This is a genomic window from Zobellia barbeyronii (genome assembly GCF_018603515.1).
Taxonomy (GTDB): domain Bacteria; phylum Bacteroidota; class Bacteroidia; order Flavobacteriales; family Flavobacteriaceae; genus Zobellia; species Zobellia barbeyronii.
This window is the reverse complement of sequence record NZ_JACATN010000002.1, coordinates 165,680-178,327: the sequence shown is the minus strand read 5'-3', so window position 1 is coordinate 178,327 and position 12,648 is coordinate 165,680. Positions and strand designations below refer to the sequence as shown.

General features: G+C 35.3%; 12 protein-coding genes. 7 read left to right on the top strand and 5 right to left on the bottom strand.

Translation table 11 applies throughout. The features are described from left to right. Positions 1-12: 12 nt before the first annotated feature. Entirely contained in the window at positions 13-387 is a 375-nt protein-coding gene (locus tag HW347_RS05300; protein ID WP_214610894.1) for a DUF2237 family protein, read from the bottom strand. Between the two features lie 2 nt (positions 388-389). Continuing rightward, entirely contained in the window at positions 390-617 is a 228-nt protein-coding gene (locus HW347_RS05295) for a hypothetical protein (protein WP_194535159.1), read from the bottom strand. Between the two features lie 696 nt (positions 618-1,313). Between HW347_RS05295 and HW347_RS05290 the strand changes: the two genes are divergently transcribed. From HW347_RS05290 to HW347_RS05280, 3 genes are all read left to right on the top strand, one after another. Further along, positions 1,314-1,712 (top strand): hypothetical protein, encoded by a 399-nt coding sequence (locus tag HW347_RS05290; RefSeq protein WP_214610893.1) that lies wholly within the window; start codon positions 1,314-1,316, stop codon positions 1,710-1,712. A gap of 77 nt (positions 1,713-1,789) precedes the next feature. Further along, positions 1,790-6,124, top strand: coding sequence for a CusA/CzcA family heavy metal efflux RND transporter (locus tag HW347_RS05285; protein ID WP_214610892.1), 4,335 nt, complete (start codon positions 1,790-1,792; stop codon positions 6,122-6,124). A gap of 10 nt (positions 6,125-6,134) precedes the next feature. Further along, positions 6,135-7,283, top strand: a complete 1,149-nt coding sequence (locus tag HW347_RS05280; protein ID WP_214610891.1) for an efflux RND transporter periplasmic adaptor subunit — start codon at positions 6,135-6,137, stop codon at positions 7,281-7,283. A 24-nt stretch (positions 7,284-7,307) separates the two neighbouring features. Here HW347_RS05280 and HW347_RS05275 read toward each other — a convergent pair whose 3' ends face one another. Further along, a complete protein-coding gene (locus HW347_RS05275) occupies positions 7,308-7,703 on the bottom strand; it encodes a YchJ family protein (protein WP_214610890.1) in 396 nt (131 codons plus the stop codon). Positions 7,704-7,880: 177 nt separating this feature from the next. On the opposite strand from HW347_RS05275, the gene HW347_RS05270 reads away from it, so the two are divergent. Next, positions 7,881-8,738, top strand: coding sequence for a sugar phosphate isomerase/epimerase family protein (locus HW347_RS05270; protein WP_214610889.1), 858 nt, complete (start codon positions 7,881-7,883; stop codon positions 8,736-8,738). A 208-nt stretch (positions 8,739-8,946) separates the two neighbouring features. Further along, positions 8,947-9,303 (top strand): pyruvate kinase, encoded by a 357-nt coding sequence (locus HW347_RS05265; protein ID WP_214610888.1) that lies wholly within the window; start codon positions 8,947-8,949, stop codon positions 9,301-9,303. A 21-nt stretch (positions 9,304-9,324) separates the two neighbouring features. On the opposite strand, the gene HW347_RS05260 is transcribed toward HW347_RS05265, so the two are convergent. After that, entirely contained in the window at positions 9,325-10,410 is a 1,086-nt protein-coding gene (locus HW347_RS05260) for a sialate O-acetylesterase (RefSeq protein ID WP_214610887.1), read from the bottom strand. A 200-nt stretch (positions 10,411-10,610) separates the two neighbouring features. Here HW347_RS05260 and HW347_RS05255 point away from each other — a divergent pair, with 200 nt between their 5' ends. Next, a complete protein-coding gene (locus HW347_RS05255; RefSeq protein ID WP_214610886.1) occupies positions 10,611-11,177 on the top strand; it encodes a TlpA family protein disulfide reductase in 567 nt (188 codons plus the stop codon). Positions 11,178-11,192: 15 nt separating this feature from the next. Here HW347_RS05255 and HW347_RS05250 read toward each other — a convergent pair whose 3' ends face one another. Next, positions 11,193-11,471: a DUF983 domain-containing protein gene (locus HW347_RS05250; RefSeq protein ID WP_317195308.1), complete on the bottom strand. Its 279-nt coding sequence runs from the start codon at positions 11,469-11,471 to the stop codon at positions 11,193-11,195. A gap of 286 nt (positions 11,472-11,757) precedes the next feature. Between HW347_RS05250 and HW347_RS05245 the strand changes: the two genes are divergently transcribed. Next, a complete protein-coding gene (locus HW347_RS05245; RefSeq protein WP_214610884.1) occupies positions 11,758-12,633 on the top strand; it encodes a helix-turn-helix domain-containing protein in 876 nt (291 codons plus the stop codon). Positions 12,634-12,648 lie beyond the last annotated feature (15 nt).

Sequence of the window (12,648 nt, the reverse complement as noted above, 5' to 3'; positions counted from 1 at the left end):
TGTTGGGTGCAGTTAAACTAAGGCTTCATATTTCTGAAGCATTTTTAAGGTCGTATATTCTAGAGCCTTTTGATGAGTTGCCTCAAGAACTACAAACGGAGCTTTTCCTGCGCGTTCAGCTTCTAGCCATCTAGAAATACATAAACACCATTTGGAGCCAGGTTTAAGGCCGGGAAAATTCCAATGAGGTAAGGGCGTAGAAAGATTATTTCCACGCCCTTTTGTAAAATTTAAAAAATCCTCAGTAACAATAGCACATAAAATGTGCGTTCCGGAATCTTCTTGAATAGTTGTGCAAAACCCGTCTCTGAAATATCCAGTAGGGGGATTGGTACAACAAGCTTCTAAAGCAGTTCCGAGAACATTTAATTTGTTACTTTCTGGCATTGCTAAAGTCCTGAGTCAGGTCTTCCTTTTAAACGAATGTCAATTCTCTTTTTCTTAGCGGTTAACCGCTTCATGACATCCATTAAATTTGAATCTTGCGTCTTTTTATAAATTTCGTTGATTTCTAAAATAAGTCTTTTTGCTTCACGCGAAGCCGTTACCCTATCACTGGTACTCATATGACTCATTTTGGCAGTTTCAAAATTTGATGCTTCTTCTAAAATGTCCATAAATATATTACGTTTGATCTTTTATAAAAGTAATTAAACAAAAAAATAATAGCAAGTATCACATATACATTAATAATACTTTAACACCACTATGATGCGCTAAATAATTGCAAACTTAATCTTAAATTACAAAATAGTATTAAAATGACCCTAATTTAGGGACATTAATTTTTAAAAATTAATTTTCAATCCCATGCTAACTAAGATGATTATTAACTAATTTTCTCAGTTCCTTCAGAGAAAGTCCCTATAAACCAAATGTTTAAAGGCACTTTAACTGTTACTAGCAAAAATGGTTCCGTACTATAAGAATTTTATGTTTTTTTCAAAAAAACCTATTTCATTTACAATTTAGGGTGACTTTATTACAGTTAACATGACAATTGTGGTACGAAATTGTCGGTTAGGGAGCCAAGCATTACTATTTGTTTTATACGGAATAAAGCAAATGATTTTGAAGATCTTCTTATCTATATTCTTTTTACTTAAAAACAATCTATTAAGGTATATGTCTATAAGAATCTTCTTTTCTTAGCATAATTTTAATTACTCAATCTCATCAACATCTTTTTTCAATAGTTATAAGAATTGGACTGTAATAAAATGCCGTAAAAAGTAAAGTAGACAGATTCTATATTACCAAGGAATTGATAATCATGCAACTAATTAATTGTGTTAATCATTACCTTTATACTCGTGAGTAAAATAGTATCCATATCTCTATCATTTGTTATTCTATTGCAAAGCTTTGGAATATGTCTCTATGATGTGTCTCAAATAGATGAATTCATAGAGCATGCTCAATTTCATAGTGAACAATATGGAGATAATGTTATTGTGTTCATTTCAAAGCATTATGGAGAATTAAAAGCAACTCATGACAAAGAGCACCAAGAAGAAAAGGAAGATCATGAACAGTTGCCATTTCAGCACCAGTCTCACTTTTCTTCTGCCACGACTTTTGTTCTGAACTCTATTAAAGAGGATTTAAAATCTCTTGAAGTTTCTGAGTACAAGTCACGTAATTTCTTTTATCAAGCACCTTCTTCATCACTTCATCTAGAAGGTATTCTTCAGCCGCCTCGGCTTTCGTAAAATAATCGTATTCATTTTATAGGTCCATTCACTAGAGTGAAACTTCGGACACTTAACGTTTATTATTTTATGAAAAGATGCTATCATATATCATTAATTTCAGCATAAAGAACAAGCTAATCGTTCTTTTGTTTACATCCTTTATTATAGGGTTTGGTTTATATTCATTAACACAAATACCTATAGGAGCAGTGCCCGATGTAACGAACAATCAGGTACAGGTTATTACCACTTCGCGTAATCTTTCTACGCAGGATATAGAGCAATTTATCACGTATCCTGTAGAGCTGGAAATGGCAAATTTACCGGGCGTACAAGAAATTAGGTCTATATCAAAATTTGGATTATCTGTCGTAACCATCGTCTTTGATGATGATATGGGTACATATTTGCCCAGGCAGCTTATTGCCGAGAAAATTAAATCGGCATCGGAGAAAATCCCAGAAAGTTTTGGAGTACCGGAAATGGGTCCCATAACCACAGGATTAGGAGAAATCTATCAATATATTCTAGATGTTAAACCGGAGTATAAGGGTCAATACAACGCAGAAGATTTGCGTACCATTCAAGATTGGGTCGTAAAGCGGCAGCTTTCTGGTATTCCAGGTGTTGTAGAAGTTAATACTTGGGGTGGATTCTTAAAGCAATACGAAGTAGCCATAAATACAGAAAAGCTCAATGCCATGAACATCACTGCCCAAGATGTCTTCAAAGCTGTTGAAATGAACAATAGTATTTCTGGTGGGGGATATATTGAGAAGGTTAATCAGGCTTATTTTATTAGGGGAGAAGGTTTGGTAACTTCTTTGAAGGATATAGGCGATATTGTGATTAAGAACGATGGGAACCTGCCAATTTACATAAAAGATGTTGCAGATGTTGGCTTTGGTAGCGCTACCAGATTTGGTGCTATAACCGGTAACGGAGAAGGAGAAAAAGTACTGGGGCAAGTAATGATGTTGAAAGATGCCAATTCTAAAAAAGTGATTGATGCCGTTCATGAACGGGTGGCTACCATTTCAAAATCGTTACCTGAAGGAGTGTACATCAATGCTTTTTTGGACCGTAGCGAACTTATTGCTAAAACTACTTTTACCGTATCTGAGAATCTTATTTTAGGATGTCTAATTGTAATTTTCGTTGTTGTTCTTCTGTTGGGGAACTTGCGTTCTGGGCTAGTGGTAGCTTCTGTAATTCCGCTTTGTTTGCTTTTTGCTTTATCACTCATGTATATTTTTGGAGTAGACGCCAATTTAATGAGTCTAGGAGCTATTGATTTTGGAATTATTATAGACGGGGCAGTAATTATAGTGGAGTTCATAGCCTTTAAGATTACTCAAAAGAAAGACGAGATTATTGGTGTCCCAAAAGCAGAACAACAGCTAATAAAGGATAGAATCACATTAAACGGGGCTTCAACAATGATGAATTCTGCCATTTTTGGGCAGTTGATTATTTTAATCGTATTTATTCCTATTTTATCTCTCTCCGGTGTAGAAGGAAAGATGTTCAAACCTATGGCCTTGACCTTTAGTTTTGCTCTTATTGGCGCAATGATATTGTGTTTTACTTATGTTCCTGTAGCAGCTTCTCTATTTTTGAAGCCCTCTATGGCATCGGATAAGAATATTTCTGTGCGTCTTATGAGATGGCTAAATTCAAAATACGAACCAGTCATTCATTGGGCTTTACATAGCAAGCGGATTGTTTTGGGTATTGCGGGCTTTTTATTGGTAATATCTGTGTATTTGTATTCTAGTATGGGAGGTGAATTTGTACCCACATTAGATGAGGGCGATTTTGTGATTCAGCCTGTGCTCAAAACGGGGACGTCCTTAAGTAATACAGTGAAAATCACAACCAAAATAGAGAATATTTTACTAGATAAATTTCCAGAAGTCAAACAGGTGGTCACGCGTATTGGTGCTGCAGAAGTGCCTACGGACCCCATGTCTATGGAAGAGAGTGATGTAATTATTGTTTTAAAGCCGAAAAGCGAATGGACTTCTGCCAATTCTAAGGATGAATTGGCGGATCTTTTTAAAGAAGCTCTGTCAATTATTCCGGGAATGGAAGTAGAATTTACGCAACCTATAGAAATGCGATTTAATGAGCTTATTACAGGAGTTCGTGCGGATATTGCCATCAAAATATTTGGCGATGACCTTGATATTCTAGCAAAAAAAGGAAATGAAATTGGTGCGTTAATCGAAAGTGTAGAGGGTGCCGCAGATATTTCGGTTGAGAAAATAGCGGGACTTCCTGAAATGAATGTGAAGTTTAACCGAGCCAAGATTGCACGGTACGGCCTAAATATTCAAGAGGTAAATGATATGATATCCATGGGGTTTGCAGGACGTAGTGCCGGAAATGTTTTTGAAGGCGAAAGACGTTTTGATCTCGTAGTTCGCTTGGACAAAAAATTAAGGCAGGATATAGACAACCTAAAAAATCTTTATATAGACTTGCCAAGAGGAGGCAAAATACCTCTAAGTGAATTGGCTGATATTACCTATCAAAAAGGTGCTGCAAAAATATCACGTGATGATACCCGGCGAAGAATTGTAGTGGGGATTAATGTACGTAACCGAGATTTACAATCCGTCGTAAACGATGTACAGCAACTAATAAGTGATAATATAACCTTACCCATAGGGTATTCTATAACCTATGGAGGCCAGTTTGAAAATCTTCAGAGTGCAAAATCTAGGTTATTGGTTGCGGTCCCTATCGCCTTAATTCTAATATTTGTACTCCTATATTTTGCATTTAAATCGGTTAAAGAAGCTTTAATGATTTATTCCGCCATACCTCTGGCAGCGGTGGGTGGCGTATTGTTGTTATGGATACGCGGTTTGCCGTTTAGTATATCTGCTGGAGTTGGTTTTATTGCCTTATTCGGAATAGCCGTTCTTAACGGAATTGTTTTAATAGAACATTTTAAAGAACTTAAAAAAGGGAATCAATTTAGTGATATTAATGAATTGATTAAGCAGGGTTCTAAAGATAGGTTGCGAGCTGTTTTATTGACCGCAATGGCAGCAGCTTTTGGCTTTTTGCCTATGGCTATTTCAACAAACGCAGGAGCGGAAGTTCAGCGCCCGTTGGCCACGGTGGTTATTGGAGGTTTAATTACAGCTACACTATTAACCTTGGTGGTATTGCCCGTTTTATATGCTTATTTTAATTCGCCCAAAAAAGGTGGGTTAACGGCCAAGGGAAGCAAACTTTCGGTCCTAACTACGCTCTTACTACTATTCACCATAAATAACAATGCGCAAGAAGCTCCCGTGGATTTGGAAATTTTGATTCCAATGGCCATGGAAAATAATGCAGGTCTTAATGCCAATAGGTTAGAAGTAGACCAATCAAATGCGTTAGTTAACAGTGCTTTCAGTTTTGATAAAACCCAGGTGTATTATGAGTTTGACGAGAATAATTTAGCATCAAACAATGAACCGTTACGAGTATATGGCGTACAGCAAGACTTTAGGTTTCCAACGGTTTATTTTTCAGAGAAAAAAGTAAACAAAGCTAGCTTGGCTTTGACTACAAGTTCTTATGATATACAAGAAAAAGGTTTGAAACGTAAGGTTACAGGTGCATATTATGCCTATCAAATTGCTCGTGAAAAGCAACGTGTCCTAGCTACGTTAGACAGTCTGTATGCTAACTTTTCTAGTATGGCTGCTAGACGTTTTGAACTGGGTGAAACCAATTATTTGGAAAAGATTACCGCAGCTTCAAAACAGAAGCAAATCAATATAAAATATCTTGAATCTCAACAGAACGTAGCATTGGCCTATGTAGATTTAATGAAGGTAGTACAGTCAGAGGAACCATTGGTGATTGCGAATGAAACTATTCTAAAAGTAGGTTTTAATTCCATTGACATAAGTACGAGTTCAGAATTAGACTATTACCAAAAAAGGATTTCCTTATTACAAGTAAAGTACGGTTTTGAAAAACAACGGCTGTTGCCGGATATAAGCTTAAATTATTTTCAAGGCACCAACTCCGGACTCAATAGTAATTTGTACGGATACCAAGTAGGATTAAAGATTCCCATTTTGTTTGGCGGGCAGGCGTATAAAATTAAAGCAGCAGGTTTTGCTAAGGAAATAGCCGCCGAAGAATATAACGAATATGAAATTCAACTGAAAGCAAAATACGAGACGTTAAAAGAGCAGATGGACCAATTGAAAAGTTCCTTGGATTATTACGAGCGAGAAGGAACCGTTTTGTCTGATGAAATCTTAAAAACAGCCAATGGAAGCTTTAAAAATGGCGAAGTAGATTTTTACCAATACATACAGAGTTTGGAAAGTGCTTATGAAGTAAAGCTAGATTATTTAGACAAACTAGAGCAATACAACCAAATAGTTATCGCCATAAATTACCTAACCCTTTAATACATGCATTATGCAACGTATCATATATAATATACTAACCTTAAGCTTATTCATTACACTCTTTAGTTGTGGCGAAAAGGAATCAGAAAACAGCAAAACTAAAAAGCAACAAGAGGAGACTGTAGACCATAGAATATTTGTTTCAAAAGCACAATTTAACGGCAGTAAAATGACGTTGGGTAACATAGAATCCATGTCTTTTCCCATAACCGTGAAAACTACGGGAATGATTGATGTACCGCCAGAAAACAGAGCGGTTGTTAATGCTACTAGAGGGGGGTATATTAAGACCGTTCCTTTGTTGATAGGAGATAAGGTGAATAAAGGACAGAAGCTGCTAACTATTGAAAATCCCGAGTTTATTACATTGCAGCAAGACTACATGGAAGTAAACGAAAGGTTAGGTTTTCTAAAATCAGAATACGAGCGACAAAAAACGATGATGGAGGAGAATATTACTTCTCAAAAAAGCTTTTTACAAGCACAGAGCAATTATAAAACCGCTGTTGCGCGTTATAATGGTCTCCGTAAACAATTGACGCTTTTAAATATTTCACCGTCGCAAGTAGAAAGTGGGAATATAAGTTCTGTAGTGTCAATTTACGCCCCAATTTCTGGAAGTATAACAAAGGTTAATGTGACTAGAGGTACTTATGTGTCACCAGCCACCTCTATCATGGAAATTATAGACAATGACCATATTCATCTAGAATTATCGGTATTCGAAAAGGATATTATGAAACTAAAGAAAGGTCAGGAAATCAATTTTAGGGTCCCAGAATCTTCAGCCAATGTTTTTAAAGCAGAAGTCCATTTGATCGGTACGGCTATTGAAGAAAATAGAACAATTAAAGTGCATGCACATCTTGAAGATGAAAAAGAAGCCAATTTCTTGACAGGGATGTTCGTAGAGGCTGAAATTATAACGGAAATATCTGAGGCCAACGCAATAGCTGAAACTGCAGTTGTTGCCATAGAAAACACTTATTCGCTATTAAAGTTAAATGAAGAAACGGATGAAGGCTATTATTTTGATTCGGTTTCCGTAAATGTGGGGAATACTTATGAAGGAAACATTGCCTTGATAGCAATGGATAAATTAACTAAGGAAGATAAAATTTTGACCAAAGGAACTTTTAATCTTATCGGAGGGGAATAGGTAGTCTTATGAATATTTAAAAATTTAGGATGAATGTTTTCCATCTACATAAGCCCAATGACCATTTTCTTTGCTGAAGTTTGAATTTTCATGAATGATGCCCATTTGACCGTTTTCGATATAGAAAGCTTTGAATTCTACAGTCCCTTCGGTATCTGCTGCGGTTCCTTTGGTTGTAATCAAAATTTCTAATTTTATCCAATTCACGGATTTAGCCCAAGCTTCTATCTGACGTTTTTCTCTTTTATTGGGGCGGGTAGTGCTATGGTGACTCTTTTGCAGGTATTCTATATTGGCCACTACAAAAGCACTGTAACGTGATCGCATTAAGGCTTCAGCGGTTTTGACATTTAAAATATCATTGTGAGCTTTTTGACAGCAATCAGTAAAATTGTTTTGAGGATTGCAGGGGCATTTCATATTAAACGAATTTAGAGGCTAAAACTACATTTTTTGAATGCTTTTTTAAAACGATGCATTATAGAATTTGTTTCCCTTTACATTTTAAGTTAAAGGTTGTTCTAATTTTACGATTATCGGTCAGATACTTTTTAAGCAGATGTAGTATATTAGCATTCTTCACTAAACTCAAACAAAATGAAAAAAATTCAAGTACTACTGTTTTGTCTTCTTATGGGCGCAGCATCATTGGTAAACGCTCAAGACACTTATGGCGGATTGGCTCTATATACTCTTAGAGATGATATGGCCTCTGATGCCAAAACTACTTTACAAGCTGTAGCAGATGCGGGTTATAAGTATATTGAAGCCGCAGGATATGATAATGGTAAGTTTTACGGAATGACTCCAGTTGAATTCAAAAAAGTACTTAAAGAAATTGGTTTAAAACCAATTAGTAGTCACCAGGCTACTGTGACTTTAGAGAATGCAGATGCTATGATAGCTGATGTTAAGGCTGCTGGGTTTAAGTATTTTGTTATTCCTATTCCACCAATGGGTCTTTTTACTTTTCAGGAAGAAGGTATGGTAATGGGTATGACAGGAGGCGCAGAAAACCTTGCAGGTATTTTAGATACACTAGGAGAGAAATGTAAAAAAGCGGGACTAAAATTACTTTATCATAACCATGATTTTGAGTTCAAGAAAGATGAAAATGGAGTAGTGGTTATAGATTACCTATTAGAAAACTGTAATCCAAAATTTGTAAACTTTCAAATGGACTTATTTTGGGTAACCAAAGCAGGTGCTGATCCAGTGGCATACTTCAAGAAGTATCCAAAAAGATTCAAAATTTGGCATGTTAAAGATATGAATGAAGATGGGTGGTTTGCTCCTGTAGGAACCGGTAGTATTGATTTTGGTTCAATTCAGGCACAAAAGAAACTGTCTGGTATGAAGTACTATATGGTAGAGCAAGATAAAACATTTACTATGGAACCTTTAGAAGCTATTAAAGTAAGTCATGAAGGCTTAAAGAAGTTTGGCTTTAATTAAGTTAAAACCTTTTAAATTTTAGAAACCACTGTCGTAAGGCAGTGGTTTTTTTATTTACATATGTTATTTAAGTAAAGTTTTGATTTTTTTATGTGAATACTTAAAGGTCAGTCTACTATCATAAGACTGAAAAATTTGTTAATAATTTCTGATATTCTAATTCTTTGTAAACCATTTGAAGCCATTAAATTTACATGCTTTTACAGCTATGAAAGAACTAGAAATAGGAGACAAATTATATAATACCAAACAAGAAGGGTTTAACGATTTTATACGGTATTCTTTTTCAGAAGTTGTGGAACTGACCAAAACTTTGGCAGTTTTAAGAAACGGAGTTAAGCTAATTAACCAGCCTAAAATTTCTTATATAACGGAGGGCATTGGTTATTCTGTAAATCGTCATAAAGGAGTCCATTGGCATTTGGTATCATTAGATGCCATTAGAACCGCACAAATTGAAAACGAGAAAATAGCCGCTCACGATTGGTTTGAAAACAAAGAGTTTTCACTTAAAGAAAAGCAATGGGTCTACAAGCAGTTTAAGAAATTGGGGGAATCCCAGTAACCCTTTTTTTTATCTCCAATGCTACTGAGCTTGCTCCAGTAAATCAATCAATTTCTTTCCAAATTCTTCACCAAGTCTTTTTAAGCCTTCTGCATTGTAGTGAATGTTGTCTTCGTGTTTTGGATAATCACTCCAATTAGGTCCCTCTGTAGTCGTTATCAATTTAGAATACCTATCAGATTCAGCGTATTGTTCCATAGCAGCTCTAATTTTTCCAGCACCACCATCAACACCATAAGTAGAGTTAATCTGACCAACAACCACGGGCATATTTTGCACGTCAAATTCATTTCTATAAGCGTTTACTAAAGCGGTTAAGTTTTGTAGGTAGCTATTTGCGGCAGCTTCTCTAAGAGTATCATGTTCTCCTTGAAACCAAAGAAGACCAATAATTTCATATAATTTACCTTGTTCTTCAAGAGCTAGGAGATTGTCCTTAATATGCTCTAAGTGCCAATTGTATAAAGGTCTTTCCCTAATTACTTCATTCTCTATTTCTGCAGCTTGTTCAGCAGACCAATTTGCGTTCCAGGCTCCATATAAAGAAGTACCCCCCATGGCAAGCTTAATAAATAAAAATTCTTTTTCAGGATATTTCTCGGCTAAGGTAGCTCCTGCTAAAAGTTCGGGGCCAAAGTGGTTCTTAAAATCGTAGTTATTACCTGTATAGTCGTAATAGGTAAGAGGACTCGGAGCATTATCTCTGTAGTTACTTAAAAATACAGTTTCTGATGCTTTTATTATTTGCCCTTTAGTTTGGTCGTCTAGGGCATCATAATTTCCGTGCCCACTCATATTTGATTGTCCTGCCAAAAGAACAACTTGTATTTTTTTCTCTACTATAACACTATCAAAAGGTTCTTCGATTGGTATTTCTTCTTCATTTTCTTCTGTAACTGTACTGTCAATAGTTTCTTCAGGTATTGGATTCTCTTCAGCTTCAGTCTCCTCTTCCTCAGCTTCTTCCTCAACCTCTTCTTTATCAATAGCAACAGTATCTTTAGTTTCTTGTATAGGTACGGTAATGCTTTTAATTTCATTTGGGGAACAACTGGAGATTAAAGTAACCAGTGCAAGCCATGCATATAATTTCATGTTGTGTCTCATTCTAACATTTTTTTAAAGTTCGGTAACTTGGGGTTATCAAAATAAATCAAGGCGTCATTTTTAACACGGTTAATATAGGCCTCAAATAATGTACGGTCATTTTTAGTTTAAGGATGTCAAGTATTCGTAAAACAATCTAACATGAATTTTATGAACGGTTAGAAACGATAGGTTTCTTTGATTTGAGTAACTTGCTTTTAATGAAAAAAAGAAAATTAAGTATTAGCGATGGTCTGTTATTTATTTTTGTTCTCTTGTTAATTATACCACAAACAAGAAAGCCCATTCAGGTTGCTTTGAATAACATAAAAATGCAATTCTTTTCTCCGTCAGCGCTAGAAGAGGAAGACCAAATCTTATTACAACCATTTTTGTATCAGGTAACTGCTTTGGACGGCACAGCCTCATCGATAGAAATAGGTAAGGATAAAGTAACTTTTATTAGTTATTGGGCCACGTGGTGTCCACCCTGTATTGCCGAAATGTCCAGCATCCAAAAGGTATATGATGATTATGGGGATTCGGTACAATTTATCTTGTTGACTAACGAGGAACCTGAAGTTGTGAAGAACTTTTTAAACAAGAAGAGATATACTTTACCGGCATATATCCCTAGAATGCAAGCGCCTAAAGAACTTAAAGAGAAAAGTATTCCTACCAACTTTATCATAGATAAAAGCGGAAAGATTGTCATAAAGGAGACCGGTTCTACGGATTGGAATGCTAAAAAATTCAGACTAATTTTAGAGGAACTTATTGCGTCTTAGTCTTTAAAACTATAATTAAGCCTTCTGTTCACTTTTAAGAGGTTGTTTATAATGTAGAAAGAAGTTAATCCAAATATTTCTAGATAAACGTAGAATTATTGGTAGTACCAATATCATTTCTACAACTATAACTAAAAATGTGGTTAAAAGACTCAGATGAAGAATAAAAAAACAAAGAAATAGGGCAATACTTGCAAAAAAGAGCCCCACAGGGTAACTAACATACATTGCTCCATAAAAGAAAGAAGGTTCTATTTTGTACTTTGTGTGACAGTGGCTACAGCGTTCTTCCATTTTTAGAGTACTAGAAATTTGATAAGGATTGGGTTCCTCATACATACTTTCTTTTTGACAAACAGGGCAAGTTCCCGTAAATATGCTGTAAATCTTTGTCCCTTTTAAAAATTCCATATCCTCTTTTTTTAGATAGTTTGAAATTTGATGATTTTATAATCTCACTTTTGAAACGAATAACGATTAGCTAGTTATTCAATCACCGTGCAAATTTAAAGCACATGAGATGTTGAGCACTTATAGACTTATCGCAGCTTTTTGTACTTTTAGGACATAATTTGCTTTCATGAAGGTTTTGCCAATATTACATATAGAACAGTTTGAGGCTGAAAATGCAACGGTTGAGTTTTATAGTAATGATTTAGCCACTCATTTAAAGAATAATGAAGCAATTGTACATAAGTCTCATAAGCACGATTTTTACTTATGTGTCCTATTCCTAAAGGGGAGTGGTGCGCACGAAATAGATTTTACTTCATACCCTATAAAAGAAGGGAGTTTATTTTTTCTAAAACCAGGGCAAACTCATAGTTGGAATTTTGATTCACCTGCTGAAGGTTATATTTTCTTTCACACACAGTCTTTCTTTGAGTTGAGTATTTCTGATGTTAAGGTTAATCAATTTCCATTTTACTATTCATATAAGAACCCGCCTAGCCTCAATCTATCACCTGTAGAACTTCAAAAAATAGCTAGTCGTTTTGATGAAATTAATGTAGAGTATAATATTAATGTCGTTTATAAGAAACAAAAATTAGCAAGTCTCATTAATCTTATATACATAGATTTAAGTAGAATTTATACTGTTTATGATATAGCTGAAAACTCACTTTCAACTACTTATCTAAAGATACTTTCTGACTTGGAACGGGCTATTGAAGTATTTTATAAAACAGAAAAGCAGGCTCACTTTTATGCGGACAAATTGAACATTACTACAAAGCATTTAAACCGGGTAACGAAGAGTACTTTGGGAAAGACCACAACGGAATTAATTCAGGAACATATTCTCTTAGAAGCAAAACGACTTATAGTACACTCTGGGAACTCCTTATCTCACGTTTCTGAATTGCTGGGCTATGAGGATTATGCCTATTTTTCACGAATATTCAAAACAAAAGCGAAGATGACACCCTTAGAGTTTAGAAAGAGGTATTTGTAGGTAATACATTGTATT

Excerpts from the sequence above, each read along its gene's own strand:
- HW347_RS05300 (WP_214610894.1), bottom strand. The coding sequence starts at position 387 with ATGCCAGAAAGTAACAAATTAAATGTTCTCGGAACTGCTTTAGAAGCT.
- HW347_RS05295 (WP_194535159.1), bottom strand. The coding sequence starts at position 617 with ATGGACATTTTAGAAGAAGCATCAAATTTTGAAACTGCCAAAATGAGT.
- HW347_RS05285 (WP_214610892.1), top strand. The coding sequence starts at position 1,790 with ATGCTATCATATATCATTAATTTCAGCATAAAGAACAAGCTAATCGTT.
- HW347_RS05280 (WP_214610891.1), top strand. The coding sequence starts at position 6,135 with ATGCAACGTATCATATATAATATACTAACCTTAAGCTTATTCATTACA.
- HW347_RS05275 (WP_214610890.1), bottom strand. The coding sequence starts at position 7,703 with ATGAAATGCCCCTGCAATCCTCAAAACAATTTTACTGATTGCTGTCAA.
- HW347_RS05270 (WP_214610889.1), top strand. The coding sequence starts at position 7,881 with ATGAAAAAAATTCAAGTACTACTGTTTTGTCTTCTTATGGGCGCAGCA.
- HW347_RS05265 (WP_214610888.1), top strand. The coding sequence starts at position 8,947 with ATGAAAGAACTAGAAATAGGAGACAAATTATATAATACCAAACAAGAA.
- HW347_RS05260 (WP_214610887.1), bottom strand. The coding sequence starts at position 10,410 with ATGAGACACAACATGAAATTATATGCATGGCTTGCACTGGTTACTTTA.
- HW347_RS05255 (WP_214610886.1), top strand. The coding sequence starts at position 10,611 with ATGAAAAAAAGAAAATTAAGTATTAGCGATGGTCTGTTATTTATTTTT.
- HW347_RS05250 (WP_317195308.1), bottom strand. The coding sequence starts at position 11,471 with ATGGAAGAACGCTGTAGCCACTGTCACACAAAGTACAAAATAGAACCT.
- HW347_RS05245 (WP_214610884.1), top strand. The coding sequence starts at position 11,758 with ATGAAGGTTTTGCCAATATTACATATAGAACAGTTTGAGGCTGAAAAT.